The following is a 22,276-nucleotide window of genomic DNA, read 5'->3' on the forward strand; positions in this document are numbered from 1 at the left end:
TGCCATGATGAACGTCGCCGCACACAGTTTCCCCTCTCATTAAGCATCGCCGGCACCGAATTCGACGATACTGTTGGGTTATTAAACGGTGAATGAGAGTGCGCATGCTTCGCGGTACAAATCTCCCCTCTGTCGGGGTCTATAACCAAACGGTCGTCTTCGAGCTCATCCGCCGTGCTGAGCACGGGGTGAGCCGGGCAGAGTTGGCTGTGGTCAGCGGGCTGTCGGCGCAGACCGTCTCGAACACGGCTGCCCGTTTGATCGACGAGGGGTTGATCGTCGAGGCCGGCACGCAGATTCAGGGTCGGGGCAAGCCGCCCGTGATGCTGCGCCTGGAACCGCGATCTCGATTCGCCGTGGGTGTGAACCTCGATGCGGCGTTCGTCTCCTATGTGCTTGTCGATCTCGCGGGCACTGTGGTGGCCAGCGCGCATCGGCCAACGCCCTCACCGGACGATCACGAAGCGGTCGTCGCGGAGATGGTGCAGGAAATCGAGGCGCTCGTGGTGTCGGCGGGAGTCGAGCGATCTCGCGTTCTCGGTATCGGGCTGGCTTCCCAGGGGCCGATCGATGCCGATCGCGGTATCGTCATCGGGCATCCGACCATGAAGGGTTGGCACGACGTTCACCTCCGCAATGCGATCGCGGAGTCGACCGGGCTTGAGGTCGTCTTTGCGAGCGGAGTGAATGCCGCAGCGGTCGCTGAGCAGTGGATCGGCGACCCTGGTCGCCGGGATTTCGCGCTGGTCTACCTGGCTTCTGGCATCGGCACCGGGCTCGTGGTTGACGGCAGAGTGGTCTTCGGCGCCACCGGGAATGCCGGTGATGGCGGGCGCATCATCGTGCCTGACAGCGGTGTCCCGAACGCCGAGACTCAGATGGTCGGTCACCTGGTCACGGCAGAGTACTTGGTCAAGCAGGCCGTGGAGGAGGGAGTGATCAGCGCGGGAGACGATGTTGATGCTCAGTTCAATCGCTTGCTGGCGGATGCCGAGATCGGCGTTGGCGACGCGCTGCGGATATTCCATCGCGCCGGGCGCAATATCGGTGCGATGATCGTGACGCTCATCAGCGTTCTCGATATCGCCGAGGTCGTGTTCGGTGGGGCGTACTGGGAGCGCATTGCATCACATGTGCTGCCGTCCATCGCATACGTCGTGCAGACCTCCGATCTTCGGGGGACCCACAGCGAGATCAAGATCAGCTCTTCCACGATCGGCATCGAAGTGCCAGCGGTCGGCGCTGCGTGCCTGGTGCTCGATACGGTGCTGTCGCCCCGGGCGTCCTCATTGCTGCTCTAGGGCGTGTCTCCTCACGTGGAACGGTCGGAGCTATGACTCTGCCCGTTCGCGCGTCGAGACGGTTCTGCAACATCGACCTTTGTCCACTTGACATCCGATGTTTGCGTGCCTACCCTTCCATTAACGCGAAACGCTTTGGTTAATCAGCTCGCTCTGATCCGAGACGTACCGCGGCCACGCCCTCGCACCGCAGAGCGCCGGACGTGGCATCGAGTGGGACCGCGATCGCGGACCGCACGGTCGCCTGACCGGCGGTGTCGCCCGGCATCCGGAGCGGCCCGCCACCGCAACACCCCAACATCACAGCAACACCCAGCACCACGTTCCGAGCGGAAGTGCCGCGCCGGAATCATCAAGGAGGATGAAGTGAAGCGTTCACGTTTACTCAGTTCGATTGCCCTCGGCGCGGTCGCGGCGCTGTCGCTCGCGGCCTGCTCGACCTCGGCACCGACCGGTGGCGGTGAGGCTGGCGGCGACGTCGAGCTCACATTCATGACGTTCGAGACCCCGGCCGTCACAGCCGAGTTCTGGGACACGTCGATCGCTGCCGCAACCGCAGAGGTCGACGGCGTCACGATCAACAGGATCGTCAGCCCCGACGCCGACCGCAACGCCTACGCCAAGAAGCTGCAGGCGACCGGTCAGTTCCCCGACCTGCTGGCCTCGATCAGCCCGAAGGACTTCGAGGCGGCCGGCCTGCTCGTGCCCTTCGAGCAGGACTGGCTCGACGAGAACTTCGTCATCCCGCGCGGGGCCGAGATCAACGGCAAGACCTACGTGCCGCCGACGAACGCCCAGGTGCTGCCGCTCGTCTACTACAACAAGACGATCTTCGCCGAGAACAACATCGCCGTTCCGACGAACTACGCCGAGTTCGAGCAGGCCGTCGAGGCACTCAAGGCGGCCGGCGTCGTCCCGATCGAGCTCGCCGGCGCCGAGCCGTGGTCCGCGAGCATGCCGATCGTCGCTCTCGCCAGCGCCGACGTCATGGGCGGCAACCCCGACTGGATCCGTGAGCGCTACGAGGGCGAGACCCAGTTCACCGACCCCGAGTTCGTTGCCGCCATGCAGAAGTACGTCGACCTGATCGGCATGGGCGGCTTCAGCGCCGGTGCCCTGAGCGTCGACTTCGCCACCGCCAACAAGAACTTCCTTGACGGCAAGAGCGGCATGTACATCATGGGCAGCTGGTTCACCGGTTCCGGCTACATCACCCCGGAGCAGGCCGAGAACCTCGGCGCGTTCCCGCTTCCGACGGATGACGGCTCGATCGTCGTTCCGTTCAACGTCGGTGGCACCACCGCGGTGAGCTCGAAGTCCAAGAACGTCGAGAAGGCCGTCGAGTTCGCCAAGGCGTGGTCGCTGGCCCCGTCGAGCCTCGAGCCGCTGGTCGAGGGCGACGGGTCCTTCCCGCTGATGAAGAACCTGACCATGGACGACTTCAACGTCAAGCTGAACTCGGTCTTCACCGAGACCTACCCGCTGGTCACCGACGACAACCTCAAGGTCGCCGCATTCGGCTGGGTCAACGACGACAACTCGCTGGCTCCCGGCATCAACGACAAGTTCTACGCCCTGTCGCAGTCGCTCTTCGCCAACACTGACGTCGCTGGCCAGCTCGCGACGCTCGACGCCGAGTGGGACAAGGCCGCGAAGTAACGCGGCATCCGCAACACCGCGAAGCACCCTTCGCGCGCGGTGGTGTCGGCGAGCTCTCTCGCCGACACCACCGCGGTCACAGCTTGACGAAAGGAACACAGATGTCTGCAGACACACGTCTCCGACGCCCAGAGCCCGGTCTGGCGCCGAGCGAACGGCGGGCGGCCACCGGTCCCCGTCCGACGTCTGCCCGCACACGTGTCCGCCGCGGGCTCGGGCTGGCGCCGATCGCCTGGGCGGCCATCGGCCTGTACCTGATCTTCTTGATCTACCCGATCCTGCGCAGCATCATGACGAGCTTCACCGACCGCAACCCGCTGCAGCTGGAGAGCTCGTTCGTCGGCTTCGACAACTACACCGAGATGTTCAACGACCCGAACCTGCACAGGAGCCTGGTCTTCACGCTCGTCGTCGTGGTGTTCGTCACCGTCATCTCGAATGCCTTCGGCATCCTGTTCGCCATTCTGCTGAACAAGACCACGACGAACTTCCGCATCATGCGCACCCTCGTGTTCATCCCGCAGGTGCTCTCCGGCGTGATCGTCGCCTTCATCTGGCGCAGCATCCTGACCCAGGACGGCCTGCTGAACTCGAGCCTCGCCGGCATGGGGCTGATCGACAGCCCGATCTCCTGGATCGGAACCCCCGAACTCGCGACGATGTCGATCTGCATCGTCGTCTCCTGGGTCACCATCGCCTTCACGACCGTCGTCTACACGGCGTCGCTGCAGGCCGTGCCAGCCGAGCTCTACGAGGCCGCCCGCATGGATGGGGCCAACGCGTTCAAGCGCTTCCACCACGTCACCTTCCCGATGATCGCCCCCGGCATGACGATCTGCGTCGTGCTCTGCATGATCACGACCTTCAAGCTCTACGACATCATCGCCGTGCTCACCGGCGGCGGCCCGGCCGGCTCCACCGAGTCGGCCGCGTTCTACCTCGTCAACGTGGCGTTCACGAGCAACCGCTTCGGGTACTCCTCCGCGATCTCCATTCTTCTGCTCGTCATGACCGCCCTCGTCGCCTACGGCGTCACGGCGATCCTTCGCCGCCGGGAGGCCCAGCTGTGAGATACACCACCCGTTCCCGGCTGTTCAGCAAGGGCAGCCACCTCGCACTCGCCTGGCTCGTCACGCTGGCGTTCATCCTGCCCATCTACATCGCGTTCTCCAGCGCGTTCAAGACGCAGGAGCAGATCCTCAGCAGCCCGCTGTCGCCGCCGATTCCGTTCACCTTCGACAACATCATCGACGCGCTGCAGCGCCCGGACAATCTGATCCAGGCCGGCCTGATGAACTCGGTGCTCGTGACCGCGCTCACCGTCGGGGCGCTGATCCCGCTGGCATCCGCCCTGAGCTTCTACATCTCGCAGCGCACCCCGAAGGTCAAGGCGATCCTGCTCGGCGTCGTTGCGCTCGGCCTGATGGTGCCGCCGCAGGTCGTGCTGCTGCCCATCGTCGAGCTGCTGCAGGCCGTCGGCCTGGCCAACTCCTATGCGGGCCTGATCCTCTCCAACATCGGTGGCGGCTACCTCTCCTTCGCCGTCTTCGTCTACGTCGGCTTCCTCCGCAGCGTGCCGCAGGAGGTCATCGAGGCCGCCCGCGTCGACGGGGCATCCGATCTGCGCATCTGGTGGAAGATCGTGATGCCGCTGGTGCGGCCGGCGACCGCGACCGTCGGCATCTTCCTCGGGCTCTGGGTCTGGAACGACTTCCTCAACCCGCTGTTCATCCTCGGACCGCTGCAGGGCCAGACCATCACGACCGGCATCTACATCTCGCTCGGTCAGTACTCCACCAACTACGCGCAGCTGTTCGGGATCATGTTCCTCGCGGCGATCGTGCCGCTCATCGGCTACCTCGTCAGCCAGCGTGAGTTCATCCACGGCCTCATGTCAGGAGCCTCCAAGTGACCCAGACCCCCGCTATGCCCGGTGGGCGCCGCAAGCCGATCTCCGAGATCCTCGTGCTCGCGCACAGTCACCTCGACGTCGGATACACCCACTCGCAGCCGCTCATGTGGAACTTCCAAGTCGAGTACATCTCCGAGGCCCTCGACTGGCTGGAGCAGACGGCCGACATGCCGGCCGGCGCCCGCCCGAAGTGGACCTGCGAGGTGACCGAACCGGTCGAGCGCTGGTTCGCGCAGGCCTCGGCCGCCGACATCCGCCGCTTCCAGGCGCTCTACGACGCCGGTCGCATCGGCCTGGGCGCGTTGCGCTGGAACGTCGCGGCCGCCGTCGACCGCAAGGGCATCAACCGTCTGCTCGACGGCAAGAAGCGCCTCGAGCAGACGCTCGGCGGCAGCATCAACGTCGCCAGCCAGCACGACGTCAACGGCATTCCATGGCCCCTGGCCGATGCGCTGATGGACAACGGCGTCGACTTCTTCGTGATGGCGATCAACCCGCACCTCGGCAAGGCCGTCGCGCCCCGCCCGGGCATGTTCATGTGGGAGGCGCCGTCCGGCCGCGAGCTGCGCGTGTTCAACGGCAACCACTACACGATGTTCGACCAGCTGCTCTACGCCTGGGACGACTCGGTCGAGCGCATGGCGGAGGGCTGGGGCGAACTGAGCCAGCGGCTCACCGACATCGACTACCCGCTCGACTTCGTCTACCTCACCAGCACCTGCTCGCCCGTGCTCTGGGACAACGCGCCGCCCAACCCCTTCATGCCGCCGCTGATCCAGCGCTGGAACGAGGCGGAGGCCGGCCCCGCGATCCGCTACGTCACCTACGAGGACCTGCGCGAACGGGCGATGCAGGTTCCGGATGCCGAGCTGCCGCACCTCCGCGGCGACTGGACCGACTACTGGAGCTTCGGCTACGGCAGTGCCCCGCGCGCCACCGCCAGCAACCAGATCGCGAAGGCACTCGTCGACGCCGCCGAGGTCCTCGGCAACGGCACGGAGAGCCAGGAGCTCGCGCAGGCGCGCGAGAAGATCGATCTCTACGACGAGCACACCTGGGGCTACTTCGACGGCAACCCGAACCACCCGCAGGCCCAGGCCAGCGAGGCGATCAAGGACGTCGCGGCCTTCGAGGGCCACGAATCGGCCGCCTTCGCCGTGATGGACTCGCTGGAGAAGCTCGCAGGCAACCCGCCGGCCGACAAGGGCATCAAGGGGGCGCTCTTCGCCAACCCCGCCGCCTACCCCGTCACCGTGCACCCCGTGCTGCCCGACAACTGGTTCCCCGACTCGGATGCCGCACTCGGCCGCACGTACCGGGCCAGCCGGATGCACTACCAGGGGCGTTCGTGGGGCGTCGAGTTCCCCGGCTCCCACGTGCGCGCCTTCGCGCCGATCGAACTGGCGCCGTTCTCGTGGAAGAACGTCGACCTCGGCGCGCTCGAGCCGATCGCGGCATCCGCACCCTTGGTCAGCCACAGTGTGGAGACCACCTCGCAGAAGGGGCGCGAGCTGAACTTCGCCACGGAGACGGTGCGCAGCAAGCAGCTCGGCACGATCGAGTCGCCATTCCACACCCTGCAGTACGAGGTCGGCTCCGGTCGGATCGTGTCGCTGCGCGACCGTGCGCAGGGCCGCGAGCTGCTGGCGACGCGGCGAGGCATGGACTTCTTCTCGTTCGTGCGGGAGCGCCCGGACGAGCTCGTCGACGGCAGCAGGCAGTCCTTCTACCGCCGCGACCTCGACAACGAAAAGGTCGACGCCTCCTGCTGGGTCGACTGGGAGCCGATCCACGACTCCGCCACCCGGGTGAGCGCCTGCACCGTCACTGAGGCGCACGGGCGAATCACCCTCGAGCGCCGTTTTGATGCGCCGGGCATGGTCACCGTGCTGCAGCGGATCTCGCTGCTCGGTGATGACCCCGTCATCCACGTCGAGGTCACTCTGGATCTCGTGCCGGCCTCCTCTCCGCAGGCGATCTACCTCTCCGTGCCGCTGGCGATGGCCGGCGGCTGGCAGGCGGGCTTCGATACAGCAGGCGAGTTCGTGAAGCTCGATGACGACCAGCTGCCCGGCGCGAGCCGCAACTGGGTCACGGCCGAGAGCATGGTCGCCATGTGGGGCGACGGCGGCGGTGTCGCGATGTTCATGCCAGACGCCCCCGGCGCACAGTTCGGCGACTTCGGCTTCAAGGAGCCGCTCGACTCGATCCCGCGCGGCGAGAACCCACTGCTGCTGGCCTGGCCCGTCAACAACTACTGGGACACGAACTTCGCGCAGATGCAGACGGGGGCGAACACCTTCCGCTACGGTTTCTGCTCCTTCGCCGAGATAGATGCCGCGGCGCTCGCCGAGCGCGCCAAGCAGTTCCGGCTGCCGCCGCAGATCTGGCCGGTCACCAGCAACGGCGCCGCCGCGGGCGACGGCCGCTTCGCCGGACACTGACCGCCCCTTCACGGCAGCCTGATTCCGTACCCAGCTTGGAGACGCAATGCCCATCACCCCATCCGCGAGCGGTGACGCCTGGTTCCTGGAGACCCCGAACACGCTCTACGTGATCGGGCTCTCCGAGCTGGGGGTGCCCGACCAGCGCTACTGGGGGCCGCGTCTGCCCGCGTCCGACTGGCCGCAGATCGTCCGCAAGATGCGCTCGCGGAGTCTGCACAGCCACGGTTCCCGCCCGTCGGAGGTCGAGGAGGAGGTGCTCCCGAGCGGCGGTTCGCGCTGGGGGGTCTCCAGCCTGGACATCGTGCTCGACGGCGGTGACCGCGCCCCGGAGCTCGGGTTCACGACGGCGCACATCGAGCGGAGCGACTCCGAGAGCCACCTCGCGCTCACGCTGCTGGACTCCAAGGGCATGCTGGCGGTCACACTGCACTACCGCGTGCGCGAGGGCTCCGACGTCATCGAGCGCTGGACCGAGCTCTCCCTCGACGCCACGGCCGCCGGAGGCGCCCGGGTGCACCGACTGGATTCGGCGAACTGGTTCATCGACGACCAGGACGACTACCGCTACTCCTCCGTCAACGGCTACTGGGCGGGCGAGACCCGGCTCGAACGCGGCACGCTGCCGACCGGCGAGCTGAACTTCACCAGCCGGACCGGCCTCACCAGCCACGGCGCCAACCCGTGGATCATGCTCGACGACGGCACCGCCACAGAAGAGCGGGGCCTCGTCCGCACGATCGCGCTCGGCTGGAGCGGCACCTGGCGGCTGAGCACCCAGCGGCGTGCGGAGGGCGGCGTCTCCGTCAGCGGAGGGTTCGGGCACGACGGCGTTGTGCTCACGCTCGCCCCCGGCGGGGCACTGAGCACGCCGGCATCCTTCGGTCTGCTCAGCACAGAGGGCTTCGGGGGTGCGTCACGGAGCTGGCACGCCTTCGCCCGCGAGAGCATCCGCCCGAGCGGCGACGAGCTGAACCCCGTGCTGTACAACTCGTGGGAGGCCACCGAGTTCGACGTCACCGAGGAGGGCCAGCGGGCGCTCGCCGAGATCGCGGCCGGCCTGGGGGTCGAGCTCTTCGTGGTGGATGACGGCTGGTTCAGCACGCGCACCAACGACCGGAGCGGCCTGGGGGACTGGGCGCCGAACCCGGAGCGCTTCCCGCACGGGCTGCACGCCCTGCGGGAACACATCACCGGCCTCGGCATGAAGTTCGGACTCTGGGTCGAGCCGGAGATGGTCAATCCAGACAGCGCGCTCTACCGGGAGCACCCGGAGTGGGTGCTGCACTTCGCCGGCCGTCGGCGCGCCGAGCGGCGCAACCAGCTGGTGCTGAACTTCGCCAGGCCCGATGTGCGGGCATGGGCGGCCGCCTGGCTGGACGAGCTGGTCCGCGAGAACCGCCTCGACTTCCTGAAGTGGGACATGAACCGCCCATTCACCCAGGCCGGCTGGCCTGGCGCCGCCGACGAGCAGGATTCGCTCTGGGTGGAGCACACCCGCGGCGTCTACGACATCATGGCCGGTCTGCGCGCCGCGCACCCGCGGCTGCGCATCGAGGCCTGCGCCGGCGGCGGCGGGCGGATCGACCTCGGCATGCTGGCGAACGCCGACCAGTTCTGGACCTCGGACAACACCGACGCCATCGACCGCCAGCCGATCCAGCACGGCTTCAGCCAGATCTACCCCGCGATCGCCATGACGAACTGGGTGACCGACTCACCCAATCCGCTGACCTTCCGCGAGGTTCCGCTCGAGTACCGCTTCCACGTCGCGATGACCGGAATCCTCGGCATCGGGGGGAACCTCGCGAACTGGTCGGAGGAGGAGCGTGCGGATGCCGCGCGACTGATCGAGCAGTACAAGGGCATCCGTGAGGTTGTGCAGCTCGGCGAGCAATACCGGATCGGCGGCGAGCCGGGCGCGGAGCGGTCGGCGGTGCAGTACGTGCACGGCGACCGCGTCGTCGTCTTCTGTTTCGAGCCGCGCCGCACGCTGGATCGCGGTCCGCGGCAGCTGCGGCTGCCCGGCTTGGACCCGCGCGCCGACTACCGGGTGCTCGACACCGGCGCGGTGCACAGCGGCTCCTACCTCGCGAACCGCGGCCTGGCGTTCCACGAGCGCGAGCACGTGATCGAGGCGACCGGTTCGCTGCGTTTCTCGCACCGCGACTTCATCAGTTCGATCACCGAGCTCGTCCGCCTCGGCTAGGTCCCGTTCAGCGCGGTCCCGATGCGTGCGCTCAGTGCCGCGTGACGAAGTCGACACGCACACGCAGACCCCCGAGCTGGCTCGGTTCCACGAGCAGGCGGGCGCCGTGGGCTGCGGCGATTGTGGCGACCAGCGCAAGGCCCAGGCCCGTGCCCGCCGTTCCACTCGAGATGCGGGAGGATCCGCGCACGAACGGCTCGGTGAGCGTGGGAATGATGTGAGGGTCGACTCCTTGGCCCGTGTTCTCCACGATCACGGCGACCCCGGATGCCGTGCTCTCGACGGACAGCAGCACCCGGGCATCGGAGGCGCGGTTGTGGCGAATCCCGTTCTGCAGCAGGTTGACGATCAACTGGGTGAGCAGCACGGCGTCCCCGCCCAGGACGCAGGGCTCGACGGTCGTGCTGATGGTGACAGCGGAGGCCTCCGCTTCGCCGTGCACGGCGTCCGTGGCCTGCAAGACGATCGCTGCCAGCTCGACACGACCGGCGGTCCGCGGGCCGGCCTCGATTCGTGCCAGCTGCAGCAAGGCGTCGACGAGATTCTGGCTGCGCCGGTTGGTGATCTCGAGCCGCCGCACGAGCTCGTCGTAGTCTGTGCCATCCGGGTCCTGCGCGGCGACCTCGAGCATCGTGCGAATCACCGCGATGGGGGTGCGCAGCTCGTGTGAGGCGTTTGAGGCGAATCGCCGTTGCGAGTCGACGGTGTGTTCAACGCGATCCAGCATGCCGTCGAAGGCCTCGGCCAGCTCGACGTACTCGGTCGGGGCCCCGCGCAGGGCGATGCGATGCGTGAGGTCTCCGGCCGCCACCGCTCGCACGCCGGCGTGAATCCGGTCGAGCGGCCGCAGCAGCCGGCCGGAGAGCAGCCAGCCGCCGGCCACCCCGATCACGACGAAGAAGAGCATCGCGTAACCAGCGGTCGGCGCGAGCACCTCGATGAGGTCGGAGCGGTTGGGCGCGAAGCCGCCGTCCCCTGAACGCTGAACGGCTTCGTCCGGAACGAAACGGAGCACCGCGAAAGCGACGAGCAGCAACGTTGCCCCGGCCAACACGAGAAAACCGGCGAACGCTGCCGTCATGCGGAAACGTGCGCTGTGCACGAGGCGCTGCAGCCGCCACCACCGCTCGCTGCCCGCGATCACGAACCCGGTGCTGCCGTTGTCGCCGGCGCCGCCATGCGGTAGCCGATGCCGGGGACGGTCTCGATGACCCACGGCTCGCCCAGTCGTTTGCGCAGCCCGGAGATGGTGATTCGCACGGCATTCGTGAACGGGTCCGCGTTCTCGTCCCACGCGCGCTCGAGCAGCGCCTCTGCGCTGATCACGCCACCGTTTGCCTCGCCCAACACCTGCAACACCGCGAATTGCTTGCGGCTGAGCGAGATGAGCCGGCCATCGCGGTGGACCTCACGGCGGAAGGGGTCGATGGTGACACCGTGGATGTCGATGACGGGCGGCCTGGGCGTGTCAGACCTCCGCGAGAGCGCTCGCAACCGCACGACGAGTTCTCGCATGGCGAATGGCTTGGTGAGGTAGTCGTCTGCGCCCAGCTCGAAACCCTGCACCTTCTCATCGAGCCGGTCTGCGGCGGTGAGCATGAGTATGCGTGTCCGCGTCCCGGTGGCCACGAGATGCCGCGCGATGTCGTCGCCCGACGGGCCCGGGATGTCGCGGTCGAGGATGACGGCGTCGTAGTCGTTGAGTTCGAGCATCTCGAGCGCGGTGTCGCCGTCACCGGCGATGTCGGCGGCGAACGCCTCCAGCCGCAGGCCGGCGCGCACGGCGTCGGCGAGGAACGGCTCATCCTCCACGATCAGTACACGCATAAGGCCCCAGTGTACGGAGCGGCACATATCGTGAGCGTATGCGTCGGCATGAGCACGCCCGGCTCGACGAGAGCCGGAGCCGCGCCGCTCAGCTGAGCGGGTTGTGTCCTGGGCCGACGATGCTGAGGATCGACTCCCCGCGCTTGAGCGTGAGCTTCATGCGGAACGAGCCTGTGCGTGCGAGGTGCGCCGCGATGGCCGCGGCCGCGAGGATCGGGACAGCGCCGGCGATGACCAGCGCGATGCGGGGGCCAGCGGCATCCGCGATGGCTCCGAGCAGGGGGCTGCCGATCGCTTGGCCGCCGACGAGAATCGCGACGTAGAGCGAGACGATCCGACCACGGATGCGCAGATTCGACGAGAGCTGCACGAGCGAGTCCGAGACGATTTCGTACAGCACCCGCATGCAGCCGGCGCCGGCCAGCACCACGCAGAAGGCGAGGGACGACTGCATTGCCGCCGAGGCGAGAAGCAGCGCGCCGAAGATGGCGACGAGGATGATCAGGAAGCGCAGGCGCAGGGCGCGGACCGCCGTGGAGGCCATCGCGCCGATCAGCGCACCTGCCGCGAGCAGCGAGCTGTACAGCCCGTAGCCTGCGGCCCCGGTGTTGAACACCTCCTGCGCCATGCCCGCGAGCACGACGCTGATCGGCATGCCGAAGATCGCGGCGGCCGCCAGCAGCACCATCGGCCAGAAGATCGTTGGTTTGGATCGCACGTAGCGCGCGGCCTCGCGCATCGTCGCGGGGGACGCTGAGGCGTGCGGAACCGGGAACAGCTCGGCCCTCCTCAGCACCAGCACGGTGCCGGCCACGAGCAGCGCGGAGGCCGTGTACGCGGCCAGCGCCCAGCCGGCGCCGTCGATCGCCACCAGGCCGCCGCCCAGTGCAGGGCCGATCATGCCACCGGTCCAGAACACGATCGCGTAGATGCTGATCGCGTTCGGGAGATGCTTCTGGTCGACCATCTCGCTGAGGAACACGACCCGGGCCGGGATCTCGACCATGCAGACGATTCCGATCAGGAACGTGATGACGAGCACATGCCAGAGTTCGAGCACGTCGAAGAACCAAAGCAGCGCCAGGGTACCGGAGAGCACGGCGAGGCAGGCGTAGACGACCGCCACCGTCAGGCGACGGGGGAACCGGTCGGCGATGAGCGCGCCGTACTGGCCGAACAGCAGCATCGGCCCCCACTGCACGAGCACCAGCAGCCCGACGATCGCCATGCTCCCGGTCAGCTCGAGCACGAGCCAGTCGATCGCGATGCGCTGCATCCAACCGGCCGCGTGGAGGAAGAGGTGCGCGCCCTGGAAGCGCCGGTAGTTGCGATAGCCGAGCGAGCCGACGGCGCCGCGGATGCCGCGAGCACGAGCCGGCAGCTCGATGGGGCCGGTCGGCGGTACAGCAAGGGGGTCAATCGTGCCGGTCACGTGCCGTGCCCTCCCGTGGCCCTGATTCGCCACATTGCCAATCGCATTTCCTATAGCATAATGGTCAATGCCTGCTCGGGGAGCTCCTCAGAGCGGGTTTTGTGCCCATGATCGGAGTTGCCCATGGCGGATCGCCCCCACTTCACCCACCTGCGTGTCGATGCTCAGGTCGACGCCCCGCGCTGGGCCGTGCTCGAGCGCGACGTCCTGGCTCGAGTGGATGCGGCATCCGCCGAATTCGTCGCCCGCTACACCCGTGAAGACGGCACCCTCATCTGGCGCGACGAGTGGCCGGGGATGGATGGATCGGACGACCCGTACGAGGCCTTCATGTACCTCGCCCTGCTCTACAGCCTCGGCGGCAGCGAGCAGGTCTACGAGACCGCCCGCAAGATGTGGGACATGATCACCTGGCAGTGGACCCAGTACGGCCAGATCGAGCGAGAGTTCGACGGCTACTACGACTGGATGCACCACGGCGAGGCCAACCTCTTCCACTACTTCTTCGGTCTCACCAAGCCGTCGTCGTTGGTCGACCGCCAGCGCGCAGACAAATTCACCAAGATGTACAACGGTGAAGACCCGCTCGCCCCCAACTTCGACGCGGAGCTCGGCATCATCACGGCTCCGCAGAGCGGCAGCCGTGGCCCGCGGCACGTGGTGACGGCGGAGGACCTCGACAGCCACCGCGGCGTGCTGGTTGACTACCTGCCGCCGTTCGAGGACATGCGCTCCGCGCCGTTTGACGAGGGCCGCGGCCGGGCGAACTGGCTCGACGACGACATCTTCGCCGAGGTGATCGAGCTGATGAACCAGCGCACGACGCGCGGCGACGTTCCGCTCAACCTCAACGCGACGGGCCAGTTCGCCCACTCCTTCCTGTACAGCGGCGAGGAGAAGCACCGCGCCTGGGTGCTGGACTACCTCGCGCGCTGGGCGGCGCGGGCCGAGGGCAACGTCGACGGCGTGATCCCCGACAACGTCGGTCTCTCCGGCGAGGTCGGCGAGTACCAGGACGGCAAGTGGTGGGGCGGCCACTACGGCTGGCGCTGGCCGCACGGCTTCCTCACGATCATCGAGCCGATCGTCAACGCGGGCACCAATGCCTACCTGCTGACCGGCGACGACACCCATTTCGACCTTGCCAGGAAGCAGCTCGACATCAACTTCGGCCTCGGCCGCGAGGAGAACGGCAGCTGGCTCGTTCCGCACAAGCGTTTCGACAGCGGCTGGGCCGACTACCGTCCGGCCTCGCCGTTCCATGCCGTGCACATGTGGGCACGTACCCTCTCCGACGCCGACCGCGAGCGCGTCGAGCGCGTGCCGCGCTCCACCGACTGGGCCGAGGTTCTCGTTCCCCGCGTTCCGTTCGCGGTCAAGCACTACAACGTGAACACGCTGGCCTGGTACGAATACGCCCAGGGGCGCAACCCCGGCTACCCCGAGCGCCTGCTCGAGGCCAACGTCGAACTCATCGAGCAGCAGCTGGGCCGCATGCGCTCCAGCGACGGCGACCCGGCCGGCTGGGACACCCTCACGCACATCGAGGGCTTCCCCGACACGGTGTCGCTGCAGGTCGACGGCTACGCCATCCACGCCTGGATGGAGTTCAACCCCGTCTACTTCGAGTCGCTCGTTCAACTCATGTGGGGTGCGCCGATGCACATCTCGCACGGCGGCTTCCAGCACGCGACCGTGCGCTACTTCGAGACCGCGCTGCAGCGCCCCGGACTGCCGGCGGATGTCGCGGCGCTCGTCCACACGATCGAAGCCGACGCGGTGGCCCTCGAGCTCGTGAACCTCGGCAGCGAGGAGCGCAGCGTCGTCATTCAGGCCGGTGGTTTCGGCGAGCACCAGTTCACCTCGGCCGCGCTCGCCGCCGCCGACGGCTCGACCGGCGAGCAGATCGCGGTCGACTCGCAGTGGTTCGAGGTGCGTCTGGCGCCGGGCAGCGGCTCGAACATCCGACTCGGCATGAAGCGCTACGCCAACGAGCCCAGCTACCAGACCCCGTGGTCGCGCCGCGAGGATTGGGCGCCGCTGATCAAGGGTCGGGTCCAGGACTGATGAGCGCACTGCCCGCCCGGACTCCGAAGGAGCATCAATGAAGATCACCAGTGTCGACGTCGTGCAGGTCGAGGTTCCCGCCTACGACCCTCCCTTCGTCTGGCGGAAGGGCCTGTCCGGCTCGGAGCCCGCGGTCACCGGCGCCTGGCTGGTTCTGAAGACCGACACCGGCATCGTCGGCCTCAGCTTCACCGGGCGCGGGGCCATCCTGCAGGATGCCGTCGAGCGCCGTCTGCGCGCGGAACTCCTCGGGCAGGACCCGCTCGCCCGTGAGTACCTGTGGAACCGACTGTGGGAGAGCGACCGCATGGAGCGCTACCCGGTGGCGCTCATGTCTGTGATCGACATCGCGCTCTGGGACATCGGCGCGAAGGCAGCCGGCATGCCGCTGCATCAGCTGCTCGGCAGCTTCCGGTCCGAGATTCCGGCCTACGCCTCCACGGTCACCTACAGCTCGATCGAGGAGTACCTCGACGTTGCCGATCAGTGCCTCGAACTCGGCTTCACCGCGATCAAGCTCCACGCGTGGGGCGACCCGCGGCAGGACGCCAAGCTCAGCCTCGCCCTGCGCGAGCACGTCGGCCCCGACGTGCCGCTGATGTATGACGGTTCGGCCGGCTTCGACCTCCTCGATGCGACGTACGTCGGCAAGGCGCTCGCCGAAGCCGACTACCTCTGGTACGAGGAGCCGATGCGGGAGTTCAGCGTCACGGCGTACAAGCGTCTCGCCGAGCGGGTCGACGTGCCGCTCATGGTCTGCGAGGTCGCCGAGGGTGCGCACATGGCGACCGCAGACTTCATCGCGAGTGGCTGCGCCGGCGCCGTCCGTGCCGGCCCCGGCCTGCGCGGCGGCATCACCGGTGCCATGCGCACTGCGCACCTCGCCGACTCCTTCCTCCTGCGCGCCGAGATCCACGGTGGCGGCCTCGCCGCACGCCACCTCTGCCTGGCGATATCGAACACCACGTACTACGAGGCGCTCGTCGACTCGAACCCGGTGCGCCGCCCGGCGGAGGTCGACGCCTCAGGCAATGTCACCGCCACGACCACGCCAGGGATCGGCTGGGAGAGTGAGTGGGCGCTGAACGGTGTACCCGCCGCCCTGCTCGAAATGGGCGCAGTAAATTTTCATTGAATAGGATATAGGAACCACGATTTATCGTGTATGTTCAATGGAACAGTAGGAGCGAAGGAGCTTTTCTTTCGTTCTTTCCCGTACGAAAGGAAGCACCATGAAGAAGCGTCTTGCACTTGCTCTTCCGGTCGCAGCGGCGCTGGTTCTCGGGCTTGCAGCCTGTAGCCCAAGCAGCGGCGGCAGCGGTGGCGGCGATGCAGCCGGCACGCCCGAGCTGCTGATCTGGGTTGACGCCACCCGTGAGCCCGCAGCCAAGATCTACCAGGATGCGGTCAAGGACGAGGTTGACGTCAAGATCGAGGTCATCGACCCGACGACACTCGTGTCGAAGATCCAGCTCTTCAACACCACGGGCAAGGGCTGGCCCGATGTGGTGTTCTCCGGAGCGCCGAACGACTTCGCAACCTGGGCAGACCCGGCCAACGGCTACGCGGCCGCGCTGAACGACACGGTTGCACCGGAGATCTTCGAGGGCTACGGCACCGCGAACGACTGGTGCGAGATCGACGGCAAGTTCTACTGCCTCAAGAACGACCTCGCTCAGACCGTGCTCTGGTACGACACCGCGATCTTCAGCGAGCTCGGCCTCAAGGTTCCGACCACGATGGACGAGTTCGCGGCGACGGCCATGCAGCTCAAGGGCACCGGATACATCGCGGGAACCCTCGGCAACAACGGCTTCTACAACGGCTTCCTGTGGCCGAACGGCTGCCCGATGACCGACGTCGTCGACCCGAACACCATCCGCATCGCGCCGGAGGCCAAGGAGTGCACCGACGTCTCCGAGCTCCTGCAGCCTCTGGTCGACGCCGGTGTGATGGCCACCCAGGACCCCTTCGACGCTGCCTTCCTGAAGGCGTACCCGCAGGCGGGCAAGGTCGCCATGACCGTCGGCCCGTCGTGGTTCGGTGAGTTCGTGTTCAAGCCAGCAGAGTCGTGGGGAATCCCGGCCGGCCGCATCGCTGCCGCCGAGATGCCCAAGTGGGCAGGCCAGGACGAGGCGTACTCCGGTGAGTGGGGCGGCGGAGTGTGGGTTGCTTCCTCTCACTCGAAGTTCCCGCAGGCCGCCGCTGACGCAGTGACCTTCCTCGCAACTGACAACTCCATCCAGAAGGATGCCGTCACCTACCCGGCCTACGGCCCAGCCCTCGAGGTGTGGTCCACCGCCATCAGCGCCGACCCGTACTACGCTTCCGACGTCATCCCGGCGATGGCTGCGCAGGCCAACCGGATCAGCCCCGCGGTGAAGCCCGTTCGTTTCAACGCCGACGGCGCTGTGACCTCGGTGCTCTCGACGGAGGTCATCGGCGGTGCTCCGCTCGCGACGGCCGTCACCGACTTCCAGAAGAACCTGGAGCAGCTCGCCGAGGCTTCGGGCTACACGGTCGTCACCAAGTAACACCTCCCGGGGTGCTGGCGGGCATTGCGTCTGTCAGCACCCCGGGAACATTTCCGGAAGGCTCGTTTCTCATGGCACGCTCACGAATCAAATGGCAGGGGACCGTCGCCGGTTCGCTCATGTTCGCCCCCTACTTCATCCTCTTGGTGGCGTTCGGCATCGTCCCCGTCGTGATGGCGTTGGTGACGTCGCTGCAGCCGTCGCGGCTCAACCTCGGCGGAGGATTCGCCAACTACCTGACGGTGCTCCAGGACTTCCGATTCCTGCCTGCCCTCATCAACGTGGCCGTCTTCGTGCTGATCTACGTGCCGTTGATGGTGATCGTCGTCTCCCTCATGTCTCTTCTGCTCGACGCCGTGCGCAGCAGGTGGACAGTCGGACTGCGCGCCGCATACATCGTGCCCGCGGCGATCTCCGGAGCGGTCTCGATCCTGGTCTGGTACTTCATGCTTGAGCCGACGTACAGCCCGTACCGCGACCTGCTTCACGCCGTCGGAATCACCGAGGGTTCGCAGATCTGGGCGAAGCCCAACCTCATGCTGATCTTCGTGATGATGGCCTTCGCCACCGGAGCGGGCAACTGGATCATCGTGCAGTACGGATCGCTCCAGTCCATCCCGGACGAGATCCTCGAGGCGGCCAGGATTGACGGCGCCAACGGAGCGCAGATCGCCCTGAAGATCAAGCTTCCCCTGATCCGCAAGTACCTCGTGTACATGGCGATCCTCACCTTCGCGGCAGGGCTCCAGGTCTTCGTCGAGCCCTACCTCATCTCCAGCAGCGTGTACACGGGCCTGGCCAAGGACTGGTCGCTGAACCAGCTGAGCTACGCCTTCGCGTTCGAGTCCGGTGACCTTGCGGCAGCGAGCGCGCTCTCGCTCATGCTGCTCGCCGTCTGTGTGATCTTCGCGCTCATCGCGATCTTCAAGACGGACTTCTTCGACGAATCAGGAGTGACCAAGAAATGACGACGTCGACCCCCACTGCCCCGAACACCTCCGCATTGACGAGCGTCAACCCCACCCACCGGCCACGCGCATCCCGCTCATCCAGGCAGAAGCGTGCTGGCGGCATCACCAGCCGCACCCTGGTGTGGATCCTTCTTCTCGGCTTCGCGGCGCTCAGCGTGATCCCCATGATCTGGCTCGTCCTGGCGCCGTCGAAGACGGCCGTTGAGATCACGACCCTGCATCCGATGGCCTTCGGATCGTTCGAGGGCTACGTCAACGCCTGGAACAACCTCATGACGTTCCAGGACGGGCAGATCCTGACCTGGCTCTGGAACTCGATCTGGTACACCGCGATGATCGTGGCCATCTCCTGCGTGACGGCGATCCTCGCCGGCTACGCCCTGGCCACCGCCCCGCTGCCGTTCCGCCGTGGGCTGCTGATCCTGACGCTCATCGCCATGATCGTCCCGCCCGTCGCGCTCGTGCTGCCGCTCTTCCTCGAGGTCACGGCTCTCGGCCTCTACGATTCACCGTGGTCAATCATCCTGACCAGTTCGTTCTACCCCTTCGGCGTGTTCCTCGCCTACATCTACTTCACGAGCTCCATTCCCAAGGAGCTCTACGAGGCGGCGCGCATCGACGGATGCGGCGAGTTCGGCACATTCATGCGGGTCGCCCTTCCGCTCTCGAAGGGCCTGCTCGGAATGCTTGCCTTCTTCTCGTTCACGGCGGCCTGGGTGAACTTCTTCCTGCCCTACGTGTTCGTGAGCTCCGGCGAGGTCATGCCCCTCCCGGTCGGACTCGGCGTGCTCTTCAGCTCCACGCCGGCGCTGAACCCGGCGGCCGGGGCGAACATCCTCCCGATCCGCCAGCCGGAGATCGCGCTGGTCGGCCTGCTCGTCGCGATCCCGATTCTGCTGGTCTTCGTTGCATCGGCGAAGTTCCTGACCCGCGGCGTGCTCGCCGGATCGGTCAAGAGCTAGTCCCAGGCGACACGCAGAAGGCCCCACCCTCCGAGCGGAGAGTGGGGCCTTCCGAGTTGTAGCGGAGCCTCAGGCGCCGCCCAGCAGTCGGGCAGCCGGGGCATTGCGCTTCCTGGATTCCTCGATGTGGCTGAGCATGAGGGCGCTTGCTCGCTCCGAGTCACCGGAGAGCACGGCATCCGCGATTCCACGGTGCTCGTGGAGGGCCAGGAACCCCGTCGCCGGCTGGTAGTAGAGCCCGAACAGCGTGTCGGCGAAGTCCACGTCGTCCGTCTCGGCATCGGCGACGCTCTTGCGCGCCTGGTACAGGCGGAACAGGTGCAGGTGGCAGTGTGTGCGTGTGAATGCATCGTGCACGCGCTGGCTGCCTGACATCCGTGCGATGAGCTCGTGGAAGCGGGCATCGTGCTCGGACATCTTCGCGTAGGCGAGCTCGATGTCGATCTCGGTCGCCTCCTCGCCGCGCTCGAGTTCGGCCAGGAGCGCGTCGGCATCCTCCTGCGAGTGCTCGGCGGCGGCCTGGCCGGCCGCCCACGGCTCGATGAGGGCACGGAACTGGAAGAGGTCGTCGAGCTGGCGGGCGGTCAGCAGCGGCGTGGCCGTGAAGCCGCGCAGCGGCTGCTTGGAGACGAGGTCTTCCGACTCCAGCCTGGCCAGAGCCTCGCGCACCGGCGTCGGCGACACGTCCAGTCGCCGTGAGAGTGCATCGATGTTGATGTGCTCGCCCGGCGCGATCTCATGGCTCAGCAGCAGCCCCATGATCGCATCGTGGATGTCGTCGGAGAGCACCGACCGTGCCGGCAGGCGCAGCGTGCCCGAGGTGTAGCTGTTGACCATAGCTGCGATTCTTGCACGGTGAGGCACGGAACCTCGGAGGGGCGACCGCTCAGCGGCCGCCGAGGAGTTGGATCGCGGAGGAGTTGCGGATGCGCGAGCCCTCGATGTGGTCCAGCATGAGGGCGCCGGCGCGGTCTGCGTCGCGGGCGAAGATGGCCTCGGCGATCTCGCTGTGCCCCTGCACCGTCAGGAAGCCGGTCTCCGGGGTGTAGAACTCGCGGAAGACCGTCTCGACGAACTCGGGGTTGCTCTGCTGTTCCGGCGAGAAGCTCTTCCGGGCCTGGTACAGGCGGTGCATGTGCATGTGGCAGTGCGTCCGGGTGAGGGCATCAGCCAGATAGGCGCTTCCCGAGGTGCGCGCGACGAGCTCGTGGAAGCGGGCGTCGTGCCTGCCGAGCTCCGCATAGGCGGCATCGAAGTCGGAGGCGTCCACCTGACGGGCACCGTCCAGTTCGGCCAGGATCGCGGCGGCGTCGTCCTCGGTGTGCACGACAGCGGCACGCGATGCGGCCCACGGCTCGATGAGCGCCCGGAAACGGAACAGGTCATCGACCTGTTCCGGTGTCAGCAGCGGTGTCGCCGTGTAGCCGCGCAGCGCCTTCTTGACGACGAGATCCTCGGACTCCAACCGGGCGAGTGCCTCGCGCACCGGGGTCTGTGACACATCGAGGTCGCGGGCGAGGGCGTCGATGTTGATGTGCTCGCCCGGGGCGATCTGGTGATCGAGGATCAGCTCCATGATCGCGTCGTGCGTCTCGTCGGAGAGCACGGCCCTGCTCGGTCTGCGTGATGCGTTTCCGCTCCCGGTTGCCTTGCCTGCCATCGCGTGCCACCCCTGCCTCGGGGCGTCGACCGCCCTGAATTCCACTCTGAATATAGGATATTAGCAGCTTGGGCCTGGCTGGCCGCCTGGCCGCGCCACGGCTGCACTGTGGCACCAATCGCGGCTGGCGAAGCGGTGAAGGCCGGGCCTAGCGCAGCTGCTCCTGCGTGGCCTTCACCGGAATCAGCAGGGCCAGGCCGAGCGCGATCACGAGCACGATGCCGAGGATGCCGTAGTACGGCGCCCCGAACCAGGTGACGAAGAGGGCGAACATCGTCGGAGCCAGAAAGCTGACGGCGCGACCGGTCGTCGCGTAGAGGCCGAACACCTCGCCCTCGCGTCCTGGAGGGATGAGTCGGGCGAGGAAGGTGCGGCTGGCCGACTGGGCGGGGCCGACGAAGAGGCAGAGCGCGAGGCCGGCCGTCCAGAACACGATCTGACCGCCATCGTGCAGCACGAAGACGAAGGTGCCGCTGACGATCAGGCCGATGAGTGCCGTCATGATGACCGGCTTGGCTCCGAGCCGGTCATCGAGCGCGCCGACGGCGATCGTCGAGATGCCGGCGACGACGTTGGCCGCGATCGCGAAGATGATCACCTCACCGGCCGAGAAGCCGAAGACGGATGCCGCGAGCACCCCGCCGAAGGTGAAGACGCCGGCCAGCCCGTCGCGGAACACGGCGCTCGCCAGCAGGAACCAGACCGTCTGACGGCTCTCCTTCCAGAGCTTGGCGATGTCGCGGCCGAGGCGCGCGTAGGAGGCGAAGAATCCGACCTTCTCGCGCCTGGCCGTCGTCGGCGCGTGGTACTCGGGAACGGCGAGGAGCACGGGCAGCGCGAACAGGCCGAACCAGGCGGCCGCGACGAGCATCGTCACGCGCACGTCCATGCCGTTCTCGCTCGTCACGCCGAAGAGGCCGACCTCCGGACTGATGAAGCCGAAGTACACGATGAGCAGCAGCACGATGCCGCCGAGGTAGCCCATGCCCCAGCCGAAGCCGCTGACGCGGCCGATCGAGCGCGGCGTGGAGACCTGCGCGAGCATGGCGTTGTAGTTGACCCCGGCGAACTCGAAGAACACATTGCCTGCCGCCACGAGGACGAGGCCGAGCATGAGGAAGGCCGGCGAGGGCTCCACGAAGTACATGCACGCCGACAGTGCGACGACGATGTACGTGTTGACGGCCAGCCAGAACTTGCGCCGCCCGGAGGCGTCGGAGCGCTGGCCCGTGATCGGCGCGAGCAGCGCGATCAAGAGCCCGGCGATGGCGAGCGCCCAGCCGAGCTGCGCCTCGACG

Annotated in this window: 17 protein-coding genes; 11 read left to right on the forward strand and 6 right to left on the reverse strand. The window is 67.1% G+C overall.

Going from position 1 to position 22,276, the window contains the following annotated elements; translation table 11 throughout:
• Window positions 1-104 precede the first annotated feature (104 nt).
• The 6 genes from EV379_RS17005 (at window position 105) to EV379_RS17030 (ending at window position 9,525) form a co-directional block, all read left to right on the forward strand.
• Window positions 105-1,301, forward strand: a complete 1,197-nt coding sequence (locus EV379_RS17005; protein WP_165397401.1) for an ROK family transcriptional regulator — start codon at window positions 105-107, stop codon at window positions 1,299-1,301.
• Window positions 1,302-1,667: 366 nt separating this feature from the next.
• Entirely contained in the window at window positions 1,668-2,960 is a 1,293-nt protein-coding gene (locus tag EV379_RS17010; protein ID WP_130507175.1) for an ABC transporter substrate-binding protein, read from the forward strand.
• Between the two features lie 101 nt (window positions 2,961-3,061).
• A complete protein-coding gene (locus EV379_RS17015; RefSeq protein ID WP_130507176.1) occupies window positions 3,062-4,030 on the forward strand; it encodes a carbohydrate ABC transporter permease in 969 nt (322 codons plus the stop codon).
• The gene (locus EV379_RS17020) at window positions 4,027-4,872 is read left to right on the forward strand and encodes a carbohydrate ABC transporter permease (RefSeq protein ID WP_207226300.1); all 846 of its coding nucleotides are present in this window, start codon (window positions 4,027-4,029) and stop codon (window positions 4,870-4,872) included. The genes EV379_RS17015 and EV379_RS17020 overlap by 4 nt, the downstream gene beginning before the upstream one ends.
• Complete coding sequence (locus tag EV379_RS17025; protein WP_207226301.1) at window positions 4,869-7,316, forward strand: glycoside hydrolase family 38 N-terminal domain-containing protein; 2,448 nt, start codon at window positions 4,869-4,871, stop codon at window positions 7,314-7,316. The genes EV379_RS17020 and EV379_RS17025 overlap by 4 nt, the downstream gene beginning before the upstream one ends.
• Before the next feature lie 46 nt (window positions 7,317-7,362).
• Window positions 7,363-9,525, forward strand: coding sequence for an alpha-galactosidase (locus EV379_RS17030; RefSeq protein ID WP_130507177.1), 2,163 nt, complete (start codon window positions 7,363-7,365; stop codon window positions 9,523-9,525).
• Window positions 9,526-9,556: 31 nt separating this feature from the next.
• Here the strand turns inward: EV379_RS17030 and EV379_RS17035 are convergent, their stop codons facing one another.
• From EV379_RS17035 to EV379_RS17045, 3 genes are all read right to left on the reverse strand, one after another.
• Entirely contained in the window at window positions 9,557-10,606 is a 1,050-nt protein-coding gene (locus tag EV379_RS17035) for a sensor histidine kinase (protein ID WP_130507178.1), read from the reverse strand.
• A 59-nt stretch (window positions 10,607-10,665) separates the two neighbouring features.
• Complete coding sequence (locus EV379_RS17040) at window positions 10,666-11,352, reverse strand: response regulator transcription factor (RefSeq protein WP_130507179.1); 687 nt, start codon at window positions 11,350-11,352, stop codon at window positions 10,666-10,668.
• An 88-nt stretch (window positions 11,353-11,440) separates the two neighbouring features.
• Entirely contained in the window at window positions 11,441-12,784 is a 1,344-nt protein-coding gene (locus EV379_RS17045; protein ID WP_130507180.1) for an MFS transporter, read from the reverse strand.
• Window positions 12,785-12,907: 123 nt separating this feature from the next.
• Here EV379_RS17045 and EV379_RS17050 point away from each other — a divergent pair, with 123 nt between their 5' ends.
• The 5 genes from EV379_RS17050 (at window position 12,908) to EV379_RS17070 (ending at window position 19,318) form a co-directional block, all read left to right on the forward strand.
• A complete protein-coding gene (locus EV379_RS17050) occupies window positions 12,908-14,851 on the forward strand; it encodes a DUF8034 domain-containing protein (protein WP_130507181.1) in 1,944 nt (647 codons plus the stop codon).
• Between the two features lie 37 nt (window positions 14,852-14,888).
• Window positions 14,889-15,986 carry an enolase C-terminal domain-like protein gene (locus EV379_RS17055; RefSeq protein ID WP_130507182.1) on the forward strand — a complete coding sequence of 366 codons (1,098 nt, stop codon included), beginning with the start codon at window positions 14,889-14,891 and terminating at the stop codon, window positions 15,984-15,986.
• Window positions 15,987-16,083: 97 nt separating this feature from the next.
• Window positions 16,084-17,385, forward strand: coding sequence for an extracellular solute-binding protein (locus tag EV379_RS17060; RefSeq protein WP_130507183.1), 1,302 nt, complete (start codon window positions 16,084-16,086; stop codon window positions 17,383-17,385).
• Window positions 17,386-17,456: 71 nt separating this feature from the next.
• On the forward strand, window positions 17,457-18,353 hold the full coding sequence (locus EV379_RS17065) for a carbohydrate ABC transporter permease (protein WP_130507184.1): 897 nt from the start codon (window positions 17,457-17,459) through the stop codon (window positions 18,351-18,353).
• Entirely contained in the window at window positions 18,350-19,318 is a 969-nt protein-coding gene (locus tag EV379_RS17070) for a carbohydrate ABC transporter permease (RefSeq protein ID WP_130507185.1), read from the forward strand. Before EV379_RS17065 ends, EV379_RS17070 begins: the two co-directional genes overlap by 4 nt.
• 69 nt (window positions 19,319-19,387) lie before the next feature.
• Here EV379_RS17070 and EV379_RS17075 read toward each other — a convergent pair whose 3' ends face one another.
• From EV379_RS17075 to EV379_RS17085, 3 genes are all read right to left on the reverse strand, one after another.
• Window positions 19,388-20,155 (reverse strand): GntR family transcriptional regulator, encoded by a 768-nt coding sequence (locus EV379_RS17075; RefSeq protein ID WP_130507186.1) that lies wholly within the window; start codon window positions 20,153-20,155, stop codon window positions 19,388-19,390.
• Window positions 20,156-20,204: 49 nt separating this feature from the next.
• Complete coding sequence (locus EV379_RS17080; RefSeq protein WP_130507187.1) at window positions 20,205-21,023, reverse strand: GntR family transcriptional regulator; 819 nt, start codon at window positions 21,021-21,023, stop codon at window positions 20,205-20,207.
• A gap of 103 nt (window positions 21,024-21,126) precedes the next feature.
• Window positions 21,127-22,276, reverse strand: a 1,150-nt coding sequence (locus tag EV379_RS17085) for an MFS transporter (protein ID WP_130507188.1), incomplete at its 5' end; no start/stop codon positions are given.

It is taken from the genome of Microterricola gilva, assembly GCF_004217495.1.
Lineage (GTDB): Bacteria > Actinomycetota > Actinomycetes > Actinomycetales > Microbacteriaceae > Microterricola > Microterricola gilva.

Coding starts and splice junctions, on each gene's coding strand:
- EV379_RS17070 (WP_130507185.1), top strand. CDS start 18,350: ATGACGACGTCGACCCCCACTGCCCCGAACACCTCCGCATTGACGAGC.
- EV379_RS17035 (WP_130507178.1), bottom strand. CDS start 10,606: ATGACGGCAGCGTTCGCCGGTTTTCTCGTGTTGGCCGGGGCAACGTTG.
- EV379_RS17030 (WP_130507177.1), top strand. CDS start 7,363: ATGCCCATCACCCCATCCGCGAGCGGTGACGCCTGGTTCCTGGAGACC.
- EV379_RS17075 (WP_130507186.1), bottom strand. CDS start 20,155: ATGGTCAACAGCTACACCTCGGGCACGCTGCGCCTGCCGGCACGGTCG.
- EV379_RS17050 (WP_130507181.1), top strand. CDS start 12,908: ATGGCGGATCGCCCCCACTTCACCCACCTGCGTGTCGATGCTCAGGTC.
- EV379_RS17005 (WP_165397401.1), top strand. CDS start 105: ATGCTTCGCGGTACAAATCTCCCCTCTGTCGGGGTCTATAACCAAACG.
- EV379_RS17060 (WP_130507183.1), top strand. CDS start 16,084: ATGAAGAAGCGTCTTGCACTTGCTCTTCCGGTCGCAGCGGCGCTGGTT.
- EV379_RS17065 (WP_130507184.1), top strand. CDS start 17,457: ATGGCACGCTCACGAATCAAATGGCAGGGGACCGTCGCCGGTTCGCTC.
- EV379_RS17040 (WP_130507179.1), bottom strand. CDS start 11,352: ATGCGTGTACTGATCGTGGAGGATGAGCCGTTCCTCGCCGACGCCGTG.
- EV379_RS17015 (WP_130507176.1), top strand. CDS start 3,062: ATGTCTGCAGACACACGTCTCCGACGCCCAGAGCCCGGTCTGGCGCCG.
- EV379_RS17055 (WP_130507182.1), top strand. CDS start 14,889: ATGAAGATCACCAGTGTCGACGTCGTGCAGGTCGAGGTTCCCGCCTAC.